19 protein-coding genes and 1 tRNA gene are annotated in these 25523 nt (G+C 51.4%); 17 read left to right on the top strand and 3 right to left on the bottom strand.

Going from position 1 to position 25523, the window contains the following annotated elements:
- Positions 1-32: 32 nt before the first annotated feature.
- From BM123_RS19140 to BM123_RS19080, 13 genes are all read left to right on the top strand, one after another.
- Positions 33-467, top strand: coding sequence for a hypothetical protein (locus BM123_RS19140; RefSeq protein ID WP_090171903.1), 435 nt, complete (start codon positions 33-35; stop codon positions 465-467).
- The gene (locus tag BM123_RS19135) at positions 467-1267 is read left to right on the top strand and encodes a hypothetical protein (protein ID WP_090171901.1); all 801 of its coding nucleotides are present in this window, start codon (positions 467-469) and stop codon (positions 1265-1267) included. The genes BM123_RS19140 and BM123_RS19135 overlap by 1 nt, the downstream gene beginning before the upstream one ends.
- Positions 1264-1653: a hypothetical protein gene (locus BM123_RS19130; RefSeq protein WP_090171899.1), complete on the top strand. Its 390-nt coding sequence runs from the start codon at positions 1264-1266 to the stop codon at positions 1651-1653. The genes BM123_RS19135 and BM123_RS19130 overlap by 4 nt, the downstream gene beginning before the upstream one ends.
- 3 nt (positions 1654-1656) lie before the next feature.
- Positions 1657-2028, top strand: coding sequence for a hypothetical protein (locus tag BM123_RS19125; RefSeq protein ID WP_139211962.1), 372 nt, complete (start codon positions 1657-1659; stop codon positions 2026-2028).
- Complete coding sequence (locus BM123_RS19120) at positions 2025-2729, top strand: hypothetical protein (RefSeq protein WP_090171895.1); 705 nt, start codon at positions 2025-2027, stop codon at positions 2727-2729. Before BM123_RS19125 ends, BM123_RS19120 begins: the two co-directional genes overlap by 4 nt.
- A gap of 17 nt (positions 2730-2746) precedes the next feature.
- Positions 2747-4117 carry a hypothetical protein gene (locus tag BM123_RS19115; RefSeq protein WP_090171894.1) on the top strand — a complete coding sequence of 457 codons (1371 nt, stop codon included), beginning with the start codon at positions 2747-2749 and terminating at the stop codon, positions 4115-4117.
- Complete coding sequence (locus tag BM123_RS19110) at positions 4114-6468, top strand: SGNH/GDSL hydrolase family protein (RefSeq protein ID WP_090171892.1); 2355 nt, start codon at positions 4114-4116, stop codon at positions 6466-6468. The genes BM123_RS19115 and BM123_RS19110 overlap by 4 nt, the downstream gene beginning before the upstream one ends.
- The gene (locus BM123_RS19105) at positions 6468-7076 is read left to right on the top strand and encodes a hypothetical protein (RefSeq protein ID WP_090171890.1); all 609 of its coding nucleotides are present in this window, start codon (positions 6468-6470) and stop codon (positions 7074-7076) included. The genes BM123_RS19110 and BM123_RS19105 overlap by 1 nt, the downstream gene beginning before the upstream one ends.
- Before the next feature lie 2 nt (positions 7077-7078).
- Complete coding sequence (locus BM123_RS19100; RefSeq protein WP_090171888.1) at positions 7079-7462, top strand: hypothetical protein; 384 nt, start codon at positions 7079-7081, stop codon at positions 7460-7462.
- 28 nt (positions 7463-7490) lie between these two features.
- Positions 7491-8873 carry an LPD1 domain-containing protein gene (locus BM123_RS19095; protein WP_090171886.1) on the top strand — a complete coding sequence of 461 codons (1383 nt, stop codon included), beginning with the start codon at positions 7491-7493 and terminating at the stop codon, positions 8871-8873.
- A gap of 5 nt (positions 8874-8878) precedes the next feature.
- Positions 8879-9670 (top strand): glycoside hydrolase family 108 protein, encoded by a 792-nt coding sequence (locus BM123_RS19090; protein ID WP_090171885.1) that lies wholly within the window; start codon positions 8879-8881, stop codon positions 9668-9670.
- Positions 9667-10920, top strand: a complete 1254-nt coding sequence (locus tag BM123_RS19085) for a hypothetical protein (RefSeq protein WP_090171883.1) — start codon at positions 9667-9669, stop codon at positions 10918-10920. The genes BM123_RS19090 and BM123_RS19085 overlap by 4 nt, the downstream gene beginning before the upstream one ends.
- Positions 10921-11000: 80 nt before the next feature.
- A complete protein-coding gene (locus BM123_RS19080; RefSeq protein ID WP_090171881.1) occupies positions 11001-11615 on the top strand; it encodes a hypothetical protein in 615 nt (204 codons plus the stop codon).
- Positions 11616-11771: 156 nt separating this feature from the next.
- Here BM123_RS19080 and BM123_RS19075 read toward each other — a convergent pair whose 3' ends face one another.
- The 3 genes from BM123_RS19075 to BM123_RS19065 form a co-directional block, all read right to left on the bottom strand.
- The gene (locus BM123_RS19075) at positions 11772-12170 is read right to left on the bottom strand and encodes a MerR family transcriptional regulator (RefSeq protein ID WP_090171879.1); all 399 of its coding nucleotides are present in this window, start codon (positions 12168-12170) and stop codon (positions 11772-11774) included.
- Between the two features lie 318 nt (positions 12171-12488).
- On the bottom strand, positions 12489-13631 hold the full coding sequence (locus BM123_RS19070) for a phage integrase SAM-like domain-containing protein (RefSeq protein ID WP_090171878.1): 1143 nt from the start codon (positions 13629-13631) through the stop codon (positions 12489-12491).
- 170 nt (positions 13632-13801) lie between these two features.
- A tRNA-Val gene (locus tag BM123_RS19065) sits at positions 13802-13876 on the bottom strand.
- 324 nt (positions 13877-14200) lie between these two features.
- Between BM123_RS19065 and BM123_RS19060 the strand changes: the two genes are divergently transcribed.
- The 4 genes from BM123_RS19060 to BM123_RS19045 all read left to right on the top strand — a co-directional run bounded on the left by BM123_RS19060 (position 14201) and on the right by BM123_RS19045 (position 25486).
- Positions 14201-16324 (top strand): TonB-dependent receptor plug domain-containing protein, encoded by a 2124-nt coding sequence (locus BM123_RS19060; RefSeq protein WP_090171876.1) that lies wholly within the window; start codon positions 14201-14203, stop codon positions 16322-16324.
- 395 nt (positions 16325-16719) lie between these two features.
- The gene (locus BM123_RS19055; protein ID WP_090171873.1) at positions 16720-17235 is read left to right on the top strand and encodes a hypothetical protein; all 516 of its coding nucleotides are present in this window, start codon (positions 16720-16722) and stop codon (positions 17233-17235) included.
- Positions 17236-17274: 39 nt separating this feature from the next.
- Entirely contained in the window at positions 17275-19443 is a 2169-nt protein-coding gene (recG, locus tag BM123_RS19050; protein ID WP_406603252.1) for an ATP-dependent DNA helicase RecG, read from the top strand.
- A 268-nt stretch (positions 19444-19711) separates the two neighbouring features.
- Positions 19712-25486: a T9SS type B sorting domain-containing protein gene (locus BM123_RS19045; RefSeq protein ID WP_090171869.1), complete on the top strand. Its 5775-nt coding sequence runs from the start codon at positions 19712-19714 to the stop codon at positions 25484-25486.
- The last annotated feature ends 37 nt before the right edge of the window (positions 25487-25523 follow it).

Below are 25523 nucleotides of genomic sequence, written 5' to 3'. Positions count from 1 at the left end.
GGTTGGTCCGGACCTTTTTCTAATCCGAAGCAATGGCTTACGAAAACATCCCCCGTGGTGCCTTCAGGGAAGGTGCTAACGGCCCGGCCGTCTGGCGGGAAAACATCATCGTTCCCCTGAAGGCGAACGTGAAAGATTACCGGCTGGAGGAGCGCTCTACGGTGGAAGGTCATCATGCCGTTGGCCTCTACGTGACGCCGCCCGCTATTCAATTGCGTGACGGTAGCACTACTGCAGCCAAAGCAATTTTTGACACGGCTTACATCACGCTCCGAAACGGTTCTGATGAGGTGGTTACCCACCTCTACCTGAGCCAGATCCTCGCGGCTAATGAAGCTGGCTGTCCTTTTGAGCTCAGCCTCCCTGGAAAGATCACGATGTCAGATAGTGCGATGGTCGTACAGAATGGCGCGAGTATCCAAAACAACACCGTTCTCGAAATTCAAATTGAATACGTCCGTCAGTAATGGCAGCATTCTCCACCCTTACCGTTGAGCAATTCATGCACCGCTTCTTCATTGAGGAATCGCCTTACTGGACGATTCACAATGCCCGGCGGTCGCGTGAGCTCATGACCAAGTTTCGCCCCGATGCGGACGGCGTTATCTCCGAAGAGGAGCTGCTCGAATACAGCTGGATGCAATTTCAGATGTTCGTCGAGCAGTCTCCCGGTGGGGTAGGGAAGGTGACGTTGAAACGCAACGTTTCGGACAACACCAGTAATAGCCCGACCTACTACGTGCAATGGGGCGCAACCGCAGGTGCAGTGGCGGGTATTGGTAGCTCAGGAACTTCCACCGCTGGCATTGACGCACAAACTCAGGCGATGCTGAACCTTCAGCGGGAAATGTTCGAGGGCCGGATTCGTGATATGAAAGATATCATGGAACTAACGCAACAGGTTAACCAGAAAGAAGCGGAGATTGAAGGGCTCATGGAGCCCGGCATTCAACAGCAGCTTTTAGCTGGTGGCATTGACATTCTGAAAGGATTAGTCAATAAGCCTACTCCTCAGCTCGGGACGATGGGCGCGGGGGAAACCCCGGCACCGCCGATTAACGAAGTACCAGCATCTCCGCCAGCAGGCAGCGCGGCCGCTTCTCGTTCCCTGAGCATGGATCAGGCTTACAACGACCTGTTTGCTCTCGGCCAGCTCATCCCTGACATTCACCCGAATGACGCGCTTCGGGCAGTTGTGCTCTTCGCGCAGTCCGACCCCGGCCAGGCGAAGACCTATCTCTCCATGCTCATAAATCAGGTGAAATGAACGTGATCAAACCGACCCATGATGTTCTTGGAAATCTTCGCGGTATGGTTTTACTGCTGAAGCGACTCACCGGCGCAAAGCTGGAGATCGTCCGGGAAGTGAAATACCAGGATGACCGAAGCTTTCGGCATGACGGTATGGTGCACGTTCGCTTTATCAACCGTGGACAAGCTCCGGTATTGATTGACGATCAGCAAATACTTCTTCCGGGTGAGGCCTTCATTGAAGGCGACACGGCGGGCCCAGGGATCGATCACGCATATCAAATTCGCTTTCTCACCGAAACGCCTACAAAGACTCCATTACCAGCTGAAGCGGATGCTGATCCACCCTTTACCCTGCCCGGTAATTATCTCGATATCCGCGTTATGCGGCGCAAACACTAAGCCATGCCTGAAATGAGAAAAGAAGGTGCGGCCGCTATGATAAACGTCGCCCTGGATAATATCGCTGTGAATGTCGCTCCGGTTACGGCCGGAGTGCAAAAGCAGTTTCGCGGCGACCGCAACGGAAGCCTAACACTACCCGCTGGTGCGTACAGCGTATACCTGAGACACGCCGATCCTACGGGCGGCCAGATCACCGTCAACGGTGAGGCAATCGCTTACGGTGGCTCCTTCGCAAAGGAGGCACAAACAGACCGTGTAAACCTGAAACAAGACTTCGTCCCTGAAGTCATCATCAATAACCCGGACGGAAAGACTTTCTGGCTTGACGTCGCTTATCCATCCTCTTCCACCTTCAATCCAAACACGATATGAAGTTTTTTGCAAAACTCCTTTTTGCGGTCTGTCTACTGGCCGCACTCTCTTTCAACCTTTCTGCACAGGTAGGGGAGGTCGGTGGTCCCATCGTAGACATCGAACTTGTTCCTGTTTGTGATGATGGGACTACTGCCTTTCAGGTTCTGCAGTATGTCGTCGGTGTAGCAACCCCGACTTCCCTGGGCTACGTAGACGCTGCTGGTGCCGCTTATACGCTGACCGGCACCCCAACGGCTGGCGCTTGTGATGGTGGCAGTGGTGGCGGTGGCCCTGATTATACGGTTTCGGTTCTCTCACTCTGTGATTCAGGAACGCCTTTTTACCGGGTAGCTGTCTTTACGGACAATACCTCTACGGCGACCGCTACGGCCGATTTCGGGCTTGACCTATCCACCGCCTACACAGTCGCCGGAACGGTTTACACGGGGCCTTGTACGACTTCAATAACGAGTACCATTAGCAGAACCAATTCTACGGGCACGGGGACTTTTGCCGCAGGAGCTTTCAGCTATGAAATATGTAATGATGGCACCTCTAATGCAGTCGTGACCATCAATGCCGCTGCGTCAATATTAATCCCTGGGAGCTGCACTTCGTTCAAGGCGAATTACAATCATTCTACTCAACAATACCGAACGGCTCCGGCGGTGTCCTGGGATGCAACCGGAACCATCCTGACGGTGATCGTCGAAAACTAAACTTTTGAGTTTACACCATGCGCATACTCCTCACATTGCTCTTTATCGGCATACTCTGCACCTGCGTCCGCGCCCAAGTGGGTAACCGGATCGATGCTGAGTACGTAAGCTGGTGCATGGTGGACAGTGTTGCACCTGGCCAGCTGGTGCGGTTCAAGCGAATGATGAATATGGCTACGCTTGATGTAATTGATATTGACCCGGTTCTGGGTAATGTTTATGCGTCTACAGGCACTCTCTTCACTTGTGAGGATTTTGATTTGCGCACCTCATTACGTAACCCTCTCGATGATCTATATGAAGATTGTCAGTGTGAGTATACCATTACCCAGGAGAATCACCGAGTGACAGCAATAAGGGGAGGGGTAGATCAGGAATTCGATGTAGAATTCCAAGAGGTTGTCCGGCGACGTTGTGAGGGCCAGGTTAATGGCGTTACCGTACACCGTGACACCTTAACCCATACGCAAGCGATCAGCGCAAATACCCGACTGCAGTATTTATGGACTTTCACGGCTCCTGGTCAATACGTTGATCAGGTAGACCTACGGCTTTACAATTCTGGTTCCTCTTCTTCAGTGATCAGTATAGATCTGAATCCTCAAACCGTTCAGGCGTCCTATCCTGCACTTACGCTCGACCCAGATGATTTTGAATTTGACGGAGGTAACGCTACGGAAATGGCAGCGGCTTTCCTTCTTGTCTTGAATGAGGCAGTACCATCAACGGTTAACGCGGTTACGACTTCTGCCAGTTTTGGGAATAACGTTTCGATTTTCACGCAGTTGCTACATGAACCTGCTTTCCCTTACGTCACCCAGCCACGACCAGGAGACGCGGACTATTTGATCACGGCCACAACGCCCAATGGTTTGGTTGGACTGAATACTCCCGCCATCGGAGCGACTACCAACACCAACAATTACAACGAAGAATGTGAAGGCATATTCACCAGCGAATTTGCCATCTACGTGGGCTATGACAGACTGTTTCCCCTGGAGCTTCAGCCTGAGCTCGATATCAATACTTCTCTGCGAGCTCAGAACTCGAATGAAACGGCTTTCTGTGATGTGTCTCCAGCTATTTGCGCCGAGCTCACGCCGGATCCTGTCATATTGAGCGACTGCGTGGATATATGCAGCGATGTACTAAACCTGCCTGGTCACTTCCCAGCTGCAGACGTAGACACGACGCTCACAGCTGCCACCTATAACAGTATTTCTATCTACGTGACCAGCGGCCCGGTTGGCGTCGTCCTGGATGGTGAGCGGATCAATTATCCAACCGGCTGGTCTACTGCCTGGAGTGCAGCCGAGGGCAAACTATTACAGAACTCAATCCGCATCGATGCTACTGGTGCGGAGGCTATAATATCCTACGTCCGATGAAGAAAATTTTAATCCTTTTGCTGGTATTGGTTTCGGTGGCTGGTTTTGGGCAGTCTGCGGGCCAGGGTTTTACGCCTGGGACCGTTGGGATGGTGGATAGTACGCGATTAGTTCAGGACTCTATTTTGCAGTATTGGCGGGATGGGGTTGTCGTGGGGCGTGATACGTTGCTGGCTGGAGGAGTTTCTGAGGCGCAACTTACAGCCAATAGCCTGACTGACCAGGCCTACGCACAATCAGTGGCAAGAGATACAGTGCAGGCATACATACGCACACGCACGTACTATCAACCTCTGCATGGGTTCGTTTCGGGAGATGCCGTAGGAGCTGTCAATAACTATTTCACCTACAGTGATGCGCATTATACAGGTAGACATTCAGGAATTGTACAACTGATTGATCAAGATCGCTTCCAAGTAATTAGTACAGGTATTGTAGAGGCACCTGGACACAATTTCGCAGTAGGTAAGATGTATTATGTAAATCGATACCTAACTGACACCGTTCCCGACAGAATTGTAATTCCTGCTTTCCGTGTTATTGATGAAAACACATTGTTCGCTATTTATGAGCCGCCAACAGGTAAAACCTACCCCTTCGACTTGAAAGGTGGCGTTTTCCGGTATTATGGAAACAGCATAACCTTTGGACAGGTAGCAACACCCCGCGAGGAAAATAGATGGTCTAGGAAATTAGCAGATGCGTTTAATGCGTCTGAATCAAATGGCGCTGTTGGTGGGTCTACTGTGCAAAACACAATTAACACTGTTACTGGCCTACCTCACCCAGATAACTTTATTGACCGTATTGCAGCGGGTGTAGTGCCTGACTTTGACTCTCAATTCAATCCTCTTTTTCTTGCATACGTGACAAATGATTTCCGTTGGGATATTGGAGGTAATTACAGCGTTAGTACATTCATAAATGACTACCGCGAATCTCTTGATTCAATTATTCTTGATAGGGGCTATCCTCCTGAAAATATAGTTGTGGCACTTGATTACTGGTATGATATTCCTGCCGCTTATGAGGTAACAATCTCAACAGGTTTTACCGATACAGCTGCTACCCTCGAAATACAACAGGAGTTTCGTGATTCAATGGTAGCGATGGTTTCAGAGTATGGCGTCAGGATGTTTGACCCGAAGTCTGCAATGTCTACGAATGGAGGTAACGCCTTGTTGGGCGATCCAGTACACCCGAACACACTAGGACACGATGTAGTCTTCCATGCTGCCTATGATCAGCTTACTACAGCTGCGAAAACATTACCGAAACAGGGGACAACTATCTCAGGTGTAGTTGATACTATTGAAAATTTTTCTGTCCCGATTGAAGAGACATCGTTGGGAGATACCCTTGTAAGCTGGGAGGTGTATGATGCTGCACCAGTAATTACAGAGCGTAACGGAAACAAGTATCTCCAAGTCTTGCCAGGTACGAAGAGAGACTTTGTGTATCTCGAAAACAGTAATCCGGTTTATATCTCCGAATGGACTGACGCTGGCTATTTTCACCCAGACAGTTCCGTGACCATTAATTATACTTACGACAGGATCAATACCAGCAGCCGTGGAGGAGTTGTTATGGGTCTAGATAATCATCCGTCATCAGTAGGAGTGATGCTTTTGGCTTGGGGTAATGATCTAAGATTGTTCCGAAACATCAATAATGGAAACTTACTTTATACGACTGCAAGCAACGTTTTGTCAACAGACACAGAGCATGAAATCGAATGGAGAAAAATAGGACTGGACTCTATGTCTGTCTATGTGGATGGGGCTTTAGCTCTTACGCACAAAAACAATAATCCTTACTTCTTTCGGCCAGGACGCTTTGCTTTTGTGACTAATTTTGGAAGTCAGGGGACAGAGTCTTATTGGAGAGAAGTCAGGACGCGAAAAGAACTTAATTCAACTGAAGGTAATCTATATTTTCTAAGAGAAGGGAACGTCGTCCCGCAAGCAGAAGGTAGCCATGTTTCATTTGATTTTAATGGAAATTTTGGTAGTCGTGAAGCTACGAACGCTCTACCTGCTTTGTCCTCTAATTCTCTGACAACCTTGTCACAGACCGAAGCTCTAATTGCATCTCGAAATCTAACCGCCACCGCCACCCTAGACTACCCAGGCATTGCCTCCATGTCAGACGAAGATCTCACTATCACTGTAGCGGGTGCAGCCCTCGGTGATGCCGTCGCACTTGGCGTTCCGAACTCTGCCGTGTCTCCTGATTTAAGCTACTTCGCCTGGGTATCATCTGCGAATACTGTCACTGTACGAGTAACCAACTCTTCGGCGTCTATTGCTGACCCCGCCGGTGGAATATTCACCGTAAAAATCCTGAAGTAATGACCCCGCAAATAATCCTCTCCGATTACTGGAAAAAGATATTGGCCAATGTCGCTAAAGGCGGTATTGGTGCAGTACTGGTGGTACTGGTTTGGGGCTATACGGAGCTGCGCGACCAGAACCGGCTGGACTACAATTATCAGATTGAACGAGCAGAAGTCAGAGAGGCAGCGTATCAGGCAACCATCAGTACACAATCGAAAGAGCTAAAAGCACTTCAGAAAGGCTTTGCGTTTTTGAGTTCTGCACGAAGATCCAGCCCCTTACCGGAGTGGGCAAAGTTTAGCACGGGCCACTACAACTATAAAAATCGGGCCTTTGATTTGAGCCTGGCCATCCCGAACGGCATTAATCCGGATTCCATCTTATTCCGGACAGACCTGGAGATCTGGCCGGATAAGGATTTAGCTCGGACTTACCGGGAAAATGACCTTAAAGTTCTAACAGAAGACCGGGTCATCTATAACATCGAGTATTCCCGAATGGGCGACAAAATAATCGCCTGGCACAGCTGGAAATATCCCCTCAAAGATCAATTCAACAATACTACTGGTGTCGGTGGCATAGCTGTCCGTGATGACCAGATTTCTGAACCTCAACTTAAGTAACCATGAATACCAAAACGAACCAAAAGAAAGCCCCAAAGCAAGGCAGCGTCGCCGCCGCCCACCAACGCATTAGCGAGCTGGAGGCGAAGCTGAAGGAGCCTTGCCAGTGTGCAGGCGCGAAAGTCGCTCAGCTCAATGCTACGCCTCAAAAATACCAGTTCACCGGCCGCTTAGGTATGCCAACGATCGGCGTGGCCATGCCCGCCAGCCACGGCTTTCACCAGTACGTGAATATTCGCATCGAGGATGATGTAGTGGAAGGGATGGTTGTGCCACCTACTGAAGCTAAAGTGCTGGACCTGCTTCATGAAGAAGCTAAAGACAAGTACCCAACCTATACCTCTCTTGAGGTCGCGGATGTTTCGCTGCTGCCTGAAGGCTGGTAGTTCCTTTACCTTTTGAAAATCAATAGCCATGAAATTTCTCCTCCTTGGGTTCAATGATGGCAATGTTGCTTTCAGCGCAATGTTGCAAAGTTTTGTCTACGACCGTCATCCGGCAGTTGATAGCATTTTTGAGGAGGTAAAAGGGAGCCCTTTTTCTTCAGTGCCACCGGAGTCGGTAGGAGTTACTATTTACCCTTCTTTGGTCTTTATGGCGTTGACGGGAAGAAAACCTGACGGGGAAAAGTGCTACAAGATGGTGAGAACGCTCTCTGGGGCAGGTGTCACCAGGGCGCAAATCATTGGGCACCTAAACCAGCTTCAATATCTTCCGCCAATTGTAGATTTTACTTGTGGAGGTGGAAGTCTGCCAGGAGCTTCAGGAGAAGGCGAGAATAGTCTTCTGGGACTGTTTCGCCTTCCGCCCTGGCTTTTGCTATTAGGGACTGCCTACGCGGCGAAAAAGACTTTTGATGCTAACTCCTTAGTTGGGCAACTAGGCTACGGAGCGATCGCAACAATGGGCGTGACAAAGTACTACAGTCTTCCCGCTGAAGATCGCCAACTCTTGCCTTCACTCGGAGAGGTGAGGGCGTTGCCAATTGGCTCTGCTCGAAAGGCGACCGATACTACGCCAATTAAACCAGGTAGTCGGGTAGACTCCTACTGGCTGGAGAAAAAGAGGCTTACTGAGAAAGACTATTCTGGACGCAAAAAACGCTACACGGTGTACACGGCCAATGCACCGGCGATAGTAGAGAGGTTCGGACTTCACAGTATTGAGTTTGGTAATTGGGTGCCACAGGACGAACGACAGCAAGCCCTGGTGGCCATCGATGAAAGTCTGACGGATCTGGCTCAAATTCTACGTACACCGCAAAAGAGAATTGGTCTTAATGGAACCCTGGCCATCGCCTACGGCGCAAGAGGGAAAGGTGGTGGAGCCGCTGCTACCTATAATTCCCGCTACATCCTGATTAACCTAACTCGGACTAAGGGAGCTGGTACCCTGGCCCATGAATATGGTCACGCAATAGACTTCCACCTTTGGCCTCGACAACGTGATCTACGTGCGTGGCGATCCACCAGCACTGACCTACCGGAGCGTGGCCGGAAAACGCCACGCGGACTAATGGAAACCGCTCTGGCAAAGATTATGCTTAATCCAGATGGGAGCATGAATGCTTACAGAGAGAGGATCAAGGATGCACCTGAATACTGGATTCGCAATAATGAAATTTGGGCGCGTGCTTTCGAGGCAATGATTAACCAAGAGCTAAAAAAGCAAGGAAAGAGAAATCGGTTCCTTGCCAGTTCACAGTATGGTCACCCTGTATACCCAAACAAGGCACTACTGAAAAAAGCACGAGCATCAATGATGGCCTTCTGCCGCGCTTCTCTTTCCCACAAATAGCCCCTATGAATACCTTCTTAATTGTTGTCGCACTGGCCATCGTCGTAGGGCTCGCCTATTACTTTCTGATAAGGGAGAAAGTCGCTCCTGCTGTCCCTGTACCGGTTCCTGAAATTATTCGTGACACCATTCCTGCCACCCCTCCTCCTGTTCCCCATTCCATGCCAGGAGAGGAAGAGACAACCCCGATTCCAATGGCTAATTTTGAAATTGCCTATAACATCGTAGCCGATCATGAAGCGGGCTATCAGAAACTACCACAGGATCGAGGAAACTATAATTCCCTGAGGCAACTGGTAGGAACCAATTGGGGCATCAATGCACAAGTCTACGAAATACACCTCGGGCGGCCACCATCTGAAAGTGATATGCGCACCATGCCCAGAAGTACAGCGATATCCATTTTTAAGCGGCTGTATTGGGATCGCATCTCCGGCGATCAGCTTCCAGACCAGCAAGTGGCGAATATCTTCTTGGACGGGATAATTAATCATGGCCAGGGCGTTCGCCTGATGCAGGAAGTTCTTGGCGTTACTCCGGATAACCGATATGGCCCCAATACCCATGCAGCACTGATTTCAGCGCCACCCCGGGCAGTACACGATGCGTATAAAAATCGGCGCCGCCAATACTATCATCATATTGTAGCCAACGACTCTTCCCAGAACGTTTTCCTACGTGGTTGGCTGCGCCGAATTGATAGCTTCGTTTACGTTGAAGGAATGCCCACTACGTCAGGAGGAAACGTCCTGGCCACCGTCACGATTGCCGCACTGACTTACATACTCTTGTCATGATCTTACGTAAAAAGCCCCGTGTTATCTATCCCTGTAAAGATGGGACTTACTCGACGCACAAGCGTCGCGGAGCCTGTAATTGGCATCAGGGCTTGAAAAGCAAAGATGGTGTAAAACTTGGTCCGGCCGGAAAGGGCAGGAGCTCGGGGATCGACCTGATACCATTGAAGGACATTCGCGTCGCTCATGAATGGTTTCAGAACCGCGCTGCGCCGTACAGTCTGCGCAGTGTTCAGAACATTATGGAGGCTGTGAAGTCAGGTTCTTTTAGGTGGGCGAATATGGACGCAATTACCGTCTGGAAAAACCCAGCTGGTGGGCTCTTCGTGCTTTCCGGTCATAGCCGCTTTGAAGCATTTACCCAGCTTTGCGCTGAGGGTGAAAAAATAGGCAGTCGTGGCTTTTGTTCTATTCCGGCCAAACTGTTTTCTGGTTCTCTGGCTGCAGCGAAAAAGATAGCGCTGGAGAGTAATACCCTGAGTACAAAAGAAACTGACCTAGAACGCGCGACCTTCTACAGAAGACAACGAGAATCAGGCGCGGACGCAGGTGCAATGCAAGCGAACGCAAAACGACTGGAAGGCCGGAATGCAAACACCATCCTGGCCTTCAGTTTTCTTTCTCCGACCGGAAAGACCTGGAGAGCATTGGAAGCAATGTCAAACGGTCAGGCAGACAGTAAAACGATCATCAATAACGTAGGTCGATGGATTGGCAACGCTCGGCGCAAAGTGCCGGCGCTCACTAATTCACACGAAGATGAGTTATATGAATGGCTCGTTACCCGAAGTGGTTACGGTAGCGGATCTGGCCAGGTTAACAGCGAAACGAAATTTGCGCAGCGCCTGGCATCGATCATTAACAGACGGACCACCTTCGGCCAGCTGGAGGAGCGTTTAAACATACAATCTGCAGTTCAGCTTTCCCCCGTTGAACGCCAGTACAACGCTCAGCTCGAAGAGGCGAAAAAAACCGTTTTCGACATCGATAAGGAGCTGAAGGCTAAAGTAAGTCGACTAGCGGCTCAGGGAGCAACTCCCAAGCAGGTAGCAGACATTACAGCACCCTTGGAACGTGCATTGAGAAATGCCCGTTTAGCTTATCAGGGACTTCGTGCAAAGTCTAGCGAAGTACAAGCACACGCCCGCAATGAGCAGACGCTTTTCGGGGTTGGCACAACAAACAACAACTCAATACTGATTCCCGGAGTGATGCTATTCGCCGGGCTCTATTGGATCAAAAACAGATAGTTCTCATAGCATTAACCCAAAGGAGTTGGCTCTCCATCTTTCCGATTGCGGATCATTTTTTAACCCAAAATGCTTTTCGCATGAAGACTCGTATTATCCCAGGCTTCGCCGGTGGCCTTATTGCCCGCGCTCTTGATATCTACGCTCCCCGGCTGATATCTTTTATTCCTTCACCTGCGCTGCAGACGCTGGTCATGGCCCTGTTGATGGGTTGTAAGAACCTGGTACGCGCTATCTCAGACAGCAACCCAGACAACGGTGGCCAGGTCAACGCCATTGTAAAATCCTTCTTCTCCGTAGAAGCCATTCCGCTGGCTGCAGGTGTGATCAAAGAAAAGATTGCCAGCATCGTTAACCCACGCCTTTCGCGTGGTCTGACTTTACTCTCTGTCCCTGTGCTTGGTGCTGCAGAGTTATTGGCTGACGAAGATCCTGACAACGCCGGGCAAGCCGAGGAAGTCCTCGATGCTTTCATCTTGAATCCTGAAGTCCAGGAGTACGTTGTTACTGACCTGACGGTACCCGTTCTTGAAAACGTGATCAAAGACCCCATCATTCTTTCCTTCGTTCTTGAAGCCCTGGAAACAGGTATAGCCGAAGGAGCTGAGGAGTTGGCGGATATCGAAGTCTTTAACCGTACCCGTACGGTTCAATCGATCGCTCAGGCGAAAGATCGCGCTATTGCCGCAGCATAGACATTACAGGTCGCATAGCAACTATTTCATGTTATGCGTTTTGGTGGGCCGTCTTTCCTTTATTGGGGAGGCGGCTTCTTTTGTGAGCTATGTGAAACGAGAGAAAATGCAGAGGCCTTTTAAATTATACTTGTCTGGTAATCTTGATTGGGTCTGCTATCCCATTACTGCGACTATACGCTGTGATAACGAAGGCGGAAATATATCAACGTTACGATATGCGTTGATATCAATACCGAGCTTTGCCGCGTTCAGCTGAACCATGTCAGTTATAGTTTGATACTCAGTTTCGCACTGCTCTTTGATCTGCCCTTTAGTGAGACAGTTTGTGCTGTTAGGCCAGCCAAGTTCACAAATGAGTGATAAAACTTCTTTGCCTGAAAATTTTCTTCGTCGCTTCCACGTCTCATAATCAGTTCGCGAACTGAAGTATCGAATCCATTTCCTTAATGTAGGCCGTGTCACACCGTACTCTTGAGCGATCTCTGCTTTAGTAAAGGTCCAGGTTAAGATTGTAACGTAAACGACTAAATAGAGTAAGATAAATAAGAACATGAAATTTCGTGTTTAGGAGTAGGTACGACACTTCAAAGTAGCGCCGTACCTACAGTAAATATACTAACGAGACTGCTTTGGGTTGTTGTCTCGATTACCGCCAGACTTTTGTCCGGGGTTCTTACTTGGCCAATTGCGTGGTTTGCTAACCTTTGGCTTCTGTGATTTACCCATTATACTATGTTTTAGGGGTGAACAATGATTGCAAGGTATTGGCTACTGCGAAACGCTTCAGAATACGTTTCCAATAAATGGAGACGGATCAAGCATTGGGTTATATACATAGCCTAAGTATATTGAATTCTATTAAGGAGTTTTTTACAGGAAAAACTCCCGATCCGCACTAATATGCGCCAGATCCAAACCACCCGCCAATAAATACTGCTTCAGTGTTGCCTCAAATCTCCATCCCCCCAGCTGCATGATTTCGCTCAATGGCATGCCAGCCAGGTGCATATTTGTTGCTGCACTCCTACGCGCCGTGTGCGTCGTCACTAACGAACACTTAGGTTGATGCGGAGCGCCAGGTTCCGCCATATTGGTTAAGAAGCCTGCCATTGCCGCAATCCTCTTCAATTTCTTGTTGGCTTCCTGGTTAGTATCTCCGGTAAAATCATAGTTGTGCTTCCGGATCAGTTTTAAGGCCGCTGGCTTGATCGGGACAAAGCTCACTGTCTCCGTTTTTTCAGCAATGTTTTTGTAGTAGTAGCGGCCGTTGTGCTGGCTGATGCTACCCTCATTGATTCGAAGGCTATCACCAAAGCGCATAACCAGATAATAAGACACGAGGAATCGATCACGCTCTTTCTCCAGGCTTGGAAACCCTGATAGGTCAAGGTTGGCCATGGTCGAGATCTCTTCCGGTGTCAGATAAATTTTGTCGTTGGGCCGTATGCGCTCTGCTTTGAAGGACTTGGCTTTGAAGGCTACATTATTATGTAGTCCTCGATCAAGGCCTAGTTGCATGAACTTCTTCAGATGTTTGATGTGGTTCGCTACTCCGGAGCGGCCGGTACCTGAGTCGCGTAAGAAATTCTTGAAGTCAGCATAAAAGGCAAGATCGATCTGCGAGAAGGTAATATCCTCCAGTTGCCTGGAGTCTTTATAAGTCTGAAGCTTATTCCGGAAGCTGATGAATTTCTTCCAGGTACCTTTTCTAAGTCCTTCGCGGCCGTCCCGACAATCTTCGACGTACTCAGCTACGAAACGTATAAGTGAAGAGCGGACGCCCATCATCTCTCCTTTGGCTTCCATCTCCAGGCGTCCAAGAATGGCGTTAATTTTAGCTGCAAACGGCGCACGAGGCTTTAACCTCCCCCGGCGTTCGTCCCAATCTTTTGGGAGAGCATAGAATTTTGTCTTGACGTATTTCTTCTTTCCTTCCTGGTAGGAGTAAATTTTGATGTTAGAAGTTCCATCCTTCCGGACGGAGTGCTTCCACAATAGCGCTCGAACAGTCATTCTCAGAAAAGCTTAGGATGTTTAGAAATAGGGTAGAAAAGCATCCCAATTATAAGCAAATAAGCCTATATAAACACAAAAAGTTTGACGAAGTGAGCGCAAAAAGAAAGCCGCAACCCCTGAAAACGCAGGATTGCGGCTTAAATGTCCAACTTTTGTTGGAAAACGTGTGGGCAGTGAGGGGCTCGAACCCCCGACCCCCTCGGTGTAAACGAGGTGCTCTAAACCAACTGAGCTAACCGCCCTTTTCGGAGACATTTCCCCTAACGGACCGCAAAGATAGGATAAGTTTGTGGACTTGTGCAAGCGTTGATGAAAAAATATCTGACAACTTCTAAAGCTTCGTAAAACGGCACCGGCCTCAGGCAGAGAATCATGCCGGGGCAGTGAGGGCTCGAACCCCGGACCCCGCGCGCAGAAAATGTCAAACCTTCGTCTCAAAGTTGTGGATGACGATGCATTGCTCCCCAAAGAACTTACCTTGCACCAGCACATTTGGCAAGCTCTGTAGCACGGCCTCGTCTGAGCTTGCTAAAAGGCACCATCTCCCCTCAATTCTGCGCCCGATCATGAAACACTTTACTTCTTCCTTATCCTTTCCCCTTTCCCCCTTTCCTCCCTTCCTCCTTTTTCCTTTACTCCTCCTCCCCTTACTCCTTTCTTCTCAGGACACCCTCTCCTTCGGCGGCATCTACGACTTGCCCGGCGCGGAGGTCCGCGCACAGTATACCCCGGTAAGCCCACTGGCTCAACGCTTCACGATTGAGGAGGTCTACCGACTGCCCGGTACTTTTTATGATCCCGCCCGACTGGTAGCCCTGCTACCCGGTGTCGTGCAGACCAACGACCAGGCCAACCACCTCAGCGTACGCGGTAACACGCCTAATGCCAACCTCTGGCGCATCAACGGACTGGCCATCGTGAATCCCAACCACACCGCCAACGCCGGTACCTTTTACGATTTCCCGACCCTCAACGGCGGCGGCGTCAACGCCATCTCCGCCCAAATGCTGGACAACTCCGGATTTCTGGCGGGCGGTCTGCCCGTCGAATACGGCCACGCCACCGGTGGCACCTTTGACCTCCGCCTGCGACCCGGCAGCAAAACCAAACGTAAATACCAGGCCCAGACCGGTTTCATTGGCTTTGATCTGATGGCCGAAGGGCCGATCGGTAAGTCGGGCAAAACCAGCTACCTCGTCAACGGCCGCTACAGCTTCACCGGCCTGCTGGCTGATATGGGCGTGGATTTTGGCGGAGAGGAAATTCGCTTTGCGGATTTAAACGGGCATTTGCATCATGAATGGGAGGGGGGAGAGCTGAGCCTCTTTGGTATTTATGGTAGCAGTAGTAATGAATTTACGCGGCCGGATGAAGAGGGGCTTACGGAGCAAAAAGGACTGTTTGACATTGACTTTCAGAGTGACCTGACCATCGGAGGGCTTAGCTTTCAGCAGCAAATTGGTAGTGGGACGATGAGCGCTGGCCTTTCTTATTCAGAAACAAAGCCGGAAAGAATTCAGTCTTCCAGAAGTTCCGGACTGGACCGCGCTGAACTTTTTTCCACCTACAAATTCATCAATGGAAACGTTCAGTATCGCAGGGAAATCAGCAATGACAGCGAAGTGTGGATAGGAGCCGAATGGATTGAGCAAACGGCCGGGAATAATTTTTCTTTTACGAGCTTTGGCCTGCACGGGAGCACGGAGTTTTTAAATTTCTTCAGTACATCCACTGCAATCAGCCCCTTCGTAGGGTTAAAGAAAATCATTGGTAAAACGACGATTAACGGTGCGCTGCGGGCCGACCGTTACACCGGGACCATCGAAGGGACCGTTTTTGCTCCCCGCTTGAGTTTTGATTACCGGCTTGAAAAGGGGATACTCAATCTTACGAGTGAAGTTTTGAGCCGCGCACCATTGTTGGCAGCCAGTAATTGCGATAATTGTCAGGGTAGCCGAAAGCCAGTGAGAGCTACCCAGTTCAGTGCGGCTTACGGCACTAAATTGGGGAGGATTAATACCCGGACAACGCTTTTCTACCAGTTTTCAGATAATGATCTTGCCGCCACAGCAGATGGTTATTTGGTGAGTAGTTCTTCCTTTCTGGAACCTGATCCGAGCCTCAGCTTTAACACTACAGCCAGAAGTCGCCGGTATGGGATGGAGCTGGAAGCCAGTGGCGGAAAAAAATCAGAAGGCTGGTACTATCGGGGTAGTCTTACGCTACTTAGCGCAGAAACTGAGCAAGTCAGCGGCTACGAGAAAGACAGGTATTCTGTTGATTTTGTCACGAAACTGACGCTGGGTCGTGAGTGGCCGGGAATAGACCGTAAAAAACGGAACCGTAGCTATGGGCTTAACCTCGCTCTGATTGCTCATGGTGGAGAGCGGTACGGAGAAGTCGTTGCACCGCCCGATTCTCGTGAGAACAATATTCGCGACTACTTCACACCACAGGATCTGTCTGGTGGATTCATTAATGACCTAGGCACCTACTTCCGCCCCGACCTCCGCCTCTACAAAACCAAAACGCGAACGAAAACCACCACGACTTTGGCCCTCGACATCCAGAACGTGGCGGGTGTGCAGAACGTCGGTAACGTCTACTACGATGCTTTCCTCGACCGGCCGGAGGAGCGGCTGCAACTCGGCCTGATCCCCGTATTGAGTTATCGCATTTTATGGAGGTAGATAAGGTGGTTAGCTCAAAACGAGCGTAGTGCTACGGACTCTTCTGTGTGCACTATGTGCCTGTGTGTCTTTTGTGTCAGAAAGCGCGAAGCACCACAGGGGAGTAATGCTTTTATCAATTAACTTGTCTACACGGAGAGGAGCTGGCCGATAGTCCGGTGTGTCAATGCCGGGGCGGCGCTGTTGAACCATGCTGCTCCTTGCGCTTTTATACATCCAATAAACTTTTACGACTGCGTCAGCAAAAGATGTATCGGATGAAAAAGCGCGTCTCCACCTGCAATCCGTATTTTTGCCAATCATTGGGGCGCGGCCGCAGGTGCAAGGAAAGGTTGAAAAGCAATGCTCCCGGCCCGTTACCCGCTCCCTGAAATCAATCATACAAATCAACGATTATGAAGCTTTCCTTTTTCCCTTTTCTCCTTTTATCTCTTCTCTTCACCGCCTGCGGCGGAGGCGACAGCGTCGCCGTTGAAGAAGCTGCCATGGAAGCTGCCATGGCCGGCCAGGACAAAGCCTACGAAGGCATGATGGACGCCCACGACCGGGTAATGCCGATGATGGGTAAAATCACTGCCGCCCAGCGCGCCATCGCCGAAGAGCTGAAGGCCGAAGACCTCGCCGCTGACCGCAAAGACCTCCTCGAAGCCGCCAACGAACAGCTCGAAGATGCTAATGACGGCATGATGAACTGGATGAAGGGCCTCAAGTCCCTCGATGATCTGCGGGCCAATATGGACAACGATGCCATCATCACTTACATTAAGGAAGAGGCTGCCGACGTCGCTAAGGTTGAAACGGCCATGACGACGGCCATCGCCGCAGCCAATGAACTCGTTGGTGGTGGACACGACCATGGCGACGGTCACGATCATGACCACGGTGAGGGTGGACACGACCACAATCACTAATTTTGTTTGTACCGCCGACTGAAGTCGGCGGAGTTAATCATCCGCCGACTTCAGTCGGCGGTACAAACAACCCCAATGCCCACCCCCGCCACCAACAAGGCCGCCACCCTCGACCGAACCGTCGCCTACCTCAAGGGCATCGGACCGGCCAAGGCGAAGCTTTTGGGCGAGGAGCTTCAGATTCACACGCTGGGGGATCTGCTGCACGCCTATCCCTTTCGGTACGTAGACCGGACGAAGTTTCACCGCATCATCGACATTATCCCCAACGAAGGGGCCGTGCAGGTGAAGGGGAAGCTTACCTCACTAAACGTCAAAGGCAATGGCCGGGCCATGCGCCTGGTCGGTCGCCTGCGGGACGACAGCGGTGCTGCCCTCGAGCTCGTCTGGTTCAGAGGCATCAACGTGCTGAGCAATATGTTCATCGTTGGGGAGGAATACATCTGCTACGGGCCGGTGACGGAGTTCAACGGAAAGCTGAGCATCACCCACCCGGAGATGGAGGCGGCTAAACGCGCGCCTTCGGCGGAGAATGCCACCTTTGAGCCCGTGTATTCCAGCACAGAAAAGCTCAACCGGCGGGGGCTTGATGCCCGGGGGCGGCGCAAGCTGATCCGCGCCCTCTTCGACGAGCTGAAGGCGACGGACGTTCCGGAGATCATCCCCGATCACCTGATGACGGAGCTACGCCTCATGCCCCGCATCCCCGCCCTGAAGGCCATTCATCTGCCCGCTAACCAGGCCGAGCTGGAAGCTGCCCGCCGCCGGATGAAGTTCGAGGAACTCTTCCTGCTACAGATGCGATTGCTGCAACTGAAAGTTGTGCGGGAGAACCAGGTGGCGGGCTACACCTTTGGTAGTATCGGCGAGACGTTTAACCGCTTTTATACGGAGAAACTGCCCTTTGAACTTACCGGAGCCCAGAAACGGGTCGTCAAGGAAATCCGCCACGACCTCGGTCGTGGGGTACAGATGAACCGCCTGCTGCAGGGAGACGTAGGCTCGGGCAAAACAATGGTTGGCCTGCTGAGTATGCTCATGGCCCTGGACAATGGTTTCCAGGCCTGCATGATGGCCCCGACGGAGATATTGGCTTACCAGCACTTTGAGGGTATCACCGAATACCTGGAGGGGATGGACCTGCGGGTGGAGTTTCTCTCCGGCAGCGTGAAGGGGAAGGCCCGCAAGGCCATTCTTGAAGATCTCGCTGAGGGCAAGATAGATATCCTGCTCGGCACCCACGCGCTGATCGAGCCTACGGTTGTGTTTAAGAATCTCGGTCTGGCGATCATTGATGAGCAGCACCGTTTTGGCGTGAAGCAGCGGGCAAAACTCTGGGTTAAGAACAAGCCCTACCCGCCGCACGTGTTGGTGATGACGGCTACGCCCATCCCCCGGACGCTGGCCATGACGGCCTACGGTGACCTGGACGTCAGTGTGATCGATGAACTGCCCCCGGGGCGGACGCCGATTCAGACAGTCCACTTCACGGAGCACCGCCGGCAGCGGGTGTTTGGCCGTATCCGGGAAGAGATTGCTAAGGGGCGGCAGGCCTACATCGTGTATCCGCTCATTGAAGAAAACGAAAAACTCGACCTGCTGGCGCTTGAAGAAGCCTACGACGAGATGCGGCACAAATTCCCGCCGCCCGAATACCAGATCAGCGTCGTTCACGGTAAAATGAAGCCGGAGAATAAAGATGCTGAGATGGCCCGTTTTAAAAACGGAGAGACGCAGCTGATGATGGCTACTACCGTCATCGAAGTAGGAGTGAACGTACCCAATGCAACGATCATGGTCATCGTGCATACCGAACGCTTCGGGCTGAGCCAGTTGCATCAGCTGCGGGGCCGGGTGGGGCGGGGTGCCGAAGAATCTTACTGTATTCTGCTCTCCAGCGTGAAGCTGAGTAAAGAGAGCCGCGAACGCATTAAAACCATGGTGGAGACTACCGACGGTTTCAAGATCGCTGAGGCAGACCTCCGCCTGCGCGGGCCGGGGATGATTGACGGGACACAGCAGTCTGGCGTGCTGCAAATGCGCATTGCTGACCTGGCGAAGGATGGACGAATTCTCTCCGTCGCCCGGGACCGGGCGAAGGACATCCTGGAAGCAGACCCCAAACTAGACAACCCGCAATACGCTCCACTCAAGGCCCATCTGGCGAAGTATATGGCAGCAGTGAAGGGGTGGGGACGGATATCTTAGGGAGTAAATAGGTGAATGTGTGAATGACAAAGTCTGCGCTTTACCGCGAAGCAGCCACGTAGTGAATCTGTATTTATTTGTGGTGAAAAATAGTCGTGTAGCGACCCAGGCCCGAGCGTAACAAGGCCTGCTTCAGCGTCATAAAACATTGCCTTCTTTAACAAACCATGCACCTGCGGTCGCGCCGGATAAGCTTCGTTGTGACAATAAAGGCTTATCTTCGAAGAGCCTTTCCGTGTATTCTTTGGCGAATAACACACACCATCCCATGTTTTACCGATTAACCTACCTATGCAGTCTGATACTGCTGTGCCTTTTCAACACAAATTCGCTTTCTGCCGCAGATTACTTCTGGGTCGGAGGTAGTGGCGACTGGTCCGACATTAGCCACTGGGCAACGACGGACGGTGGAGTAACCACTCATTCCCAGGCGCCTACGGCAAATGACGACGTCTTTTTTACGGCCAATTCCTTCACGGCTGGCGGGCAATCGGTCAACCTGAATACAGACATTGCTTTCTGTCGTAACCTGAGCTTTGCCGGGGTGACGAATAACCCTACGCTCATCGGTCCGTCCAGCACCACCTTTACGGTTTTTGGTAGCTGGCAGTTGGACCCGGGGATGACTTTCGAGTTTGACGGGCAGATGGTTTTTACCGGAAACGAAACAGGAAACACCATTGATTTTTCTAATCAATCGGCTGGGCAAACCATCACTTTTTCGGGAGGTGGGGACTGGACGCTGAATGGTACACTTTCCGTTGACAGCACATTTAATCTTTTGGAAGGCGAGCTGAACCTGAATAATCAGGACCTCATCTGTGGATATTTTCACAGTACCGGTACGGCAGTCCGTAATCTGAGTCTGACGAATAGCGAAATCATTATCACCGAAAGTACCTACGAGCCTTTCGCTAATGCGTTCTACAACCGTTGGTTTTTCCCCATGTATCTGGACGCGACCAACCTGACCATTGATCCGGGGAACTCGACAATTGACTTCAGGGGCAATTCCATCGACGCTATTGTGGAAGGAACCGGCACCATTGATTTTAACCGTGTGGTACTGAGTGCCCCAATGGGCAGTTCTGATTTTCCTTACCTCCGGCCGGGCTTCTCGTCCTTCAATTACCCTACGCTTAATATCGGAGAGCTGGAGCTTTTTCACCGAACGCTTGTTACCGGTGACCAAAGCATAGATAACCTCATCCTGCACATCGGACAGTCGTATACTTTCGAGGGGTTCCGTACTTACACCTTAGGTAATCTGGAAGCTACGGGGGACTGCACTGCGAGTATTGATATAGCGGGGACGGATGCCGTCAATCCCGCGATTTTTAATGCCAGTAACCCGATTACTGTTGACTATGTGTCACTACGTTCAATTAACGGAACCGGAGGTGGTGCTTTTACCGCAAACAATGCAGTTGACCTGGGAAATAACCCAGGATGGACGATTAACGAAAAACCCACGGAGACTTTTTTCTGGATTGGAGGAACGGGTAACTGGAACGACCCGATGCATTGGTCAGCCACCAGCGGTGGCGGCCCGAGTGGTTGTGTTCCGTCTGTGACCGATGATGTGTTTTTTGACGTAAACTCTTTCAACGGGGCGGGGCAAACCGTTACGGTCAATGTTGAAAACGCAAGCTGTCGGAATATGAGCTGGATGGGGGTAACCGGAACACCAGACCTAGCCGGGCCGCTTGCCAACCGACTCCGTATCTCCGGCTCCCTGCAGTTTGCGGAGGCCATGACCCACTCCTTTGCCGGAGACTATTTCTTTGCCTCCAGCCAAACCGGTAATACCATTGCCCTGAACCGACAACACCTTAATTTGAACACTACCTTTGAAGGTGGTGGCGAATGGATTTTACAGGATTCCTTCTATACAGAAGAAGCCATCAACTTGCTTTCAGGTACACTAAGGACTAACGATCAACCCATAAACGCCCAGTTTTTCGAATCTACAGTGGAGCAAACGCGAGGACTCTTCCTGGGGAGTTCTCACATTACGCTTGAGTCGCGGAACACCACGTTCTTTTTCACTAACATGAACCTGTTTACCACTAATCTTACCTTTGACGCAGGCACCTCCGTCATTGATTTTACGGGTGGGTTTAACGGAACCATGGCCATGAGTGGGAATAGCCCCATAGCCTTTAACGTCGTTCGCTTTAATGTTTCCCGTGGGGGTTGGACGCATAACCTTTGGGATCAGACTAACGGGCAGCCTCTTCAGGCGGCAGCCGACTCTGTCATCTTTTACTTTAACGGTTCCATTGATTCTGATAATAATTTCAACTATCTCTACTTACAGGCGGGGCACACCTATGACCTTACCAGTGGTAGAACACAGACCGTTACCGAACTGGATGCCAACGGAGATTGTGAGGGTGGTCTTGTCAGCCTGCGTACTTACCTTCGGGGAGATTCTGCCCGTATTGAATTGCCGCCGGGGCAGGTGTTTGATCGGCTTAACCTGATTGACGTCGAAATTGTCGGTGGTGTACCTGCTGTAGCCAATAATTCCATTGACGGTGGTGGTAACTATGGCTGGCAAATCAACGGAGACGCAGGTCGGGATCTATACTGGGTAGGAGGTACTGGAGAATGGTATGACACCGGTCATTGGTCGTTAAGCTCTGGTGGGCCAGGAGGTGAATGTGTGCCGACGGCACTTGATAATGTATTTTTTGATAATAACTCCACCGCCGACCCTTTCTTCGAGATACAAAATTTTGCGACCAAAATTGCCTACTGTAAAGACATTAGCTGGGCCGCTGACATTCCCACTAATGTCAATTTTTATGTCGGTGAATTAAATTGTTACGGCAACTTTACTAATGCCGCCGACCTGGCTTTTGGCGCTCAGTTAAAGCTTATTGGTATTGGAGATTACTCGGTCCGTACCGGAGGCAGTAAGCTCGGGTTTATCGAAATGCGGGGAACGGGCGAATATACTTTTGAGGATAACCTTTCAGGAGATCAGTTTTGGCATATTACCGGTACGGTAACCTTTGCCAACGAGGAAGTGAGACTTCTGGAGATTCGGTCGCGTTTTGGTAATGATCCAAAGGTGCTCAATTTGGGAGACGCGCATTTCATCCTGTCACAAGAGTCGGTCTTTTTTGACTATGCATTATTTGTTGAAAACGTATCCAACCTAACCATCAATCCAGGCAATTCACTGGTAGAGCTAAAGGCACAAAATGCCATCGTACGGGTAGACGAACAAGTGCGCCTGCACGATGTGCTCTTCAGCAACCCCGCCGGAGATGGGCAGCTACTCTTTGAAGATCTCGCGGAGGACCAATTCCTGACTACCAACTCTGTCGTCTTTAACGGCAACGGTGAACTGGCCTTAGAGCTTACCACCGACACCCTCATCTGCGCCCCCGGCAAAAGCTACGTCTTCGCCGCTGACCAAACCCAGACCATTGAAAAATACTGGCAGATCATCGGGAATAACTGTACGCCCATTTCTCTGTCCTCCAGCCAGCTGGGTACCCAGGCAAGGGTGAGTATGCCCGCTGAGGCGGAGATACTGGCCGACTTCATCCAGATGCAAAACAGCACCGGCGTTGGTGGGGCCAACTTCCTGGCGGGCTCCCGAAGTACGGATATTGCGAACTCAAACGTCAACTGGACCTTTGAGACGGCTCCCCAGTTTCAGACCGTTGGCTTCCTGGGCGAAGACCGGGCGCTCTGCGCCGGCGAAGACATCACGCTCGATGCCTTCAACTTCAGCCCAGGAGAAAGCTATTTGTGGCAAGACGGTTCTACGGACACCACCTTCGTTACGGATCAATCCGGTATTTATGCTGTGGAGGTAACCTTCCAGTCCAATTGTATAATCCGGGATACCGTAGAAGTACTCGATGCCCTGGCCTTTACCGTTAACCTGCCCGACGACCCCGTCATCTGCGCCGGAGACAGCCTGATCCTGGACGCGGATGCCGGTATTAACTCCGCCGACTACACCTGGCAGGACGGTAGCGGCGAAGAAATCTTTGTTGCCAGGACGGAAGGCGAGTATTCTGTATTGGTTGACCTGGGCGGCTGTACGGAAACGGATACCACCTTCCTTACCGTCACCCAACTACCGACGGTAAATCTGGGGATGGATCAGATCGCTTGTGCGGGCGAGGACTTCAGCATTACGGCAGACGTGACGGCGGAGTCCTTTCAGTGGCAAGACGGATCAATGGATGCTATGTTCTCCGGAGATCAACCTGGAACCTACTGGGTGGAGGCGACCAATGGCAGCTGTCCCGTAAGAGACAGTGTCGTGATCTCTTATGTAGATGCCGGGGCCGTTAACCTCGGTAACGACACCATCGTGTGCGATAGCGACCAGCTTCTCCTCGATGCCGGAATCGCCGGAGTAAACTATAATTGGCAGGACAACAGCGGAGACCAAACCTTCGAGGCGACTACCTCGGGGCAATACTTCGTTGAGATTGAAGTCAGCGGTTGCACAGCCAGCGACACCATCAACGTCACCTTCCCGGATTTACCGATGCTGGACGTCGTCTCCGGCTACGAAGAATGTCTCGGCACCACCTTCCGGCTTACTACGATGACCGTGGCCGATAGCTACAGCTGGAGTAACGGACAAACCGGCCCGGATTTCAGTACCGATGTTGCGGGCCCCTACACGCTGGACGCAAGGATCGGTACTTGTACCATCAGCCAGAACTTCGAGGTGACCTTTCTGGCGCCACCAGTAGTTGAGCTGGGCAATGACACCGTGCTGTGCACGGCGCCCAGCCTGGAGCTCGATGCCGGGCAAACCGGTATCTGGCAAGACGGGAGCAGCAGCTCAACCTTCACGGTTACGACCTCCGGGCAATACTTCGTTGACGTGACCAACGGTGCCTGCACGGTGAGCGACACGATCAACGTCAACTTCGCCGATCAGAACGCCGTTGACCTCGACGCGGAATACGTCCGCTGCCAGGGTGAAACCTTCAACTTTACCAGTATGTCTGCCGCCGATAGCTTCAGCTGGAGTAACGGCCAGAGTGGGCCGGACTTCAGTACCGATGTCGCTGGTCCCTACCAACTCGAAGCGGTATTCGGTACCTGTACGGTAGTCGCTGACTTTACGGTCGATTTCCTTGCCCCGCCGGTGGTAGAGCTTGGCCCTGATACCGCTGCCTGTACCGGAACACCCGTCGTGCTGAATGCCGGGCAAACCGGCATCTGGCAAGACGGAACGGAAGCCGCCACCTTTACCGTCAATACGGCGGGCCGCTACCGCGTAGCCGTTAGCAATGCGGGCTGTACAACCGAAGACAGCCTGGAGGTTTCCTTCCTCGCACTGCCTGACTTTTCCCTGGGAGACGACCAGACCGCCTGCGAAGGCGAACTGCTTACCGTCGTCGTCCCATCTGGCCTCGGCCAGGTGCGCTGGAACGACGACAGCACGGACCTTCGCCGGGATTTCGCCGACTCCGGCATTCGCTGGGTAGACATCACGGATAGCAATGGCTGCGTTGCCCGCGACTCCGTGTCGCTTAGTATCGCTCCGTTGCCCGTGCTGGATCTCGGTCCGGACACCACTGCCTGTGACGACGTTCGCTTTACGCTTACACCTACGGCTGGCGATGGACTAATATTTTGGCCTGACGGCCTCACCGGTCCTGAATTCGAAGTCACGGAGCCGGGTCGGATCATCGCCGTAATCGATAACGATGGCTGTATCAACCGGGATACGGTAAACGTGCAGTTCCGGGAGTGTGTCTACTTCCAGGCATACTTGCCGAATGCCTTCTCACCGAACTTTGACGGTATCAACGATGACTTTGCTCCGGGCTTCGATGAGGAGCTGGAAATTCTGAGCTACAAACTACAGGTCTTTAGCCGTTGGGGAGATCAACTCTTCATCACCGAGGACCTCAACACACCCTGGGACGGTAATGCCCGGGGGCAGTTGCTGGACGTGGGCGTTTACCTCTACGTCATCGAAGTCACTTACCGGGATGACCGGGGAATGGGCTCCGAGGTTTTGTCGGGGGATGTGATGTTGTTACGGTAGGAGTGGATAGATGGACGCTCAAAGGATCATTTTATCC

Source organism: Neolewinella agarilytica, assembly GCF_900110645.1.
Taxonomy (GTDB): Bacteria; Bacteroidota; Bacteroidia; order Chitinophagales; family Saprospiraceae; genus Neolewinella; species Neolewinella agarilytica.
Note: the sequence above shows the minus strand (reverse complement) of the source record. Positions and strands in the feature narration are given on the sequence as shown.

Bases quoted from the DNA above. Each gene is read 5' to 3' on its own strand.
- BM123_RS19120 (WP_090171895.1), top strand. From the start codon at position 2,025: ATGAAGTTTTTTGCAAAACTCCTTTTTGCGGTCTGTCTACTGGCCGCA.
- BM123_RS19125 (WP_139211962.1), top strand. From the start codon at position 1,657: ATGCCTGAAATGAGAAAAGAAGGTGCGGCCGCTATGATAAACGTCGCC.
- BM123_RS19045 (WP_090171869.1), top strand. From the start codon at position 19,712: ATGTTTTACCGATTAACCTACCTATGCAGTCTGATACTGCTGTGCCTT.
- BM123_RS19095 (WP_090171886.1), top strand. From the start codon at position 7,491: ATGAAATTTCTCCTCCTTGGGTTCAATGATGGCAATGTTGCTTTCAGC.
- BM123_RS19070 (WP_090171878.1), bottom strand. From the start codon at position 13,631: ATGACTGTTCGAGCGCTATTGTGGAAGCACTCCGTCCGGAAGGATGGA.
- BM123_RS19080 (WP_090171881.1), top strand. From the start codon at position 11,001: ATGAAGACTCGTATTATCCCAGGCTTCGCCGGTGGCCTTATTGCCCGC.
- BM123_RS19075 (WP_090171879.1), bottom strand. From the start codon at position 12,170: ATGTTCTTATTTATCTTACTCTATTTAGTCGTTTACGTTACAATCTTA.
- BM123_RS19060 (WP_090171876.1), top strand. From the start codon at position 14,201: ATGAAACACTTTACTTCTTCCTTATCCTTTCCCCTTTCCCCCTTTCCT.
- BM123_RS19090 (WP_090171885.1), top strand. From the start codon at position 8,879: ATGAATACCTTCTTAATTGTTGTCGCACTGGCCATCGTCGTAGGGCTC.
- BM123_RS19130 (WP_090171899.1), top strand. From the start codon at position 1,264: ATGAACGTGATCAAACCGACCCATGATGTTCTTGGAAATCTTCGCGGT.
- BM123_RS19140 (WP_090171903.1), top strand. From the start codon at position 33: ATGGCTTACGAAAACATCCCCCGTGGTGCCTTCAGGGAAGGTGCTAAC.
- BM123_RS19110 (WP_090171892.1), top strand. From the start codon at position 4,114: ATGAAGAAAATTTTAATCCTTTTGCTGGTATTGGTTTCGGTGGCTGGT.
- BM123_RS19135 (WP_090171901.1), top strand. From the start codon at position 467: ATGGCAGCATTCTCCACCCTTACCGTTGAGCAATTCATGCACCGCTTC.
- BM123_RS19055 (WP_090171873.1), top strand. From the start codon at position 16,720: ATGAAGCTTTCCTTTTTCCCTTTTCTCCTTTTATCTCTTCTCTTCACC.
- BM123_RS19085 (WP_090171883.1), top strand. From the start codon at position 9,667: ATGATCTTACGTAAAAAGCCCCGTGTTATCTATCCCTGTAAAGATGGG.
- BM123_RS19115 (WP_090171894.1), top strand. From the start codon at position 2,747: ATGCGCATACTCCTCACATTGCTCTTTATCGGCATACTCTGCACCTGC.
- BM123_RS19100 (WP_090171888.1), top strand. From the start codon at position 7,079: ATGAATACCAAAACGAACCAAAAGAAAGCCCCAAAGCAAGGCAGCGTC.
- BM123_RS19105 (WP_090171890.1), top strand. From the start codon at position 6,468: ATGACCCCGCAAATAATCCTCTCCGATTACTGGAAAAAGATATTGGCC.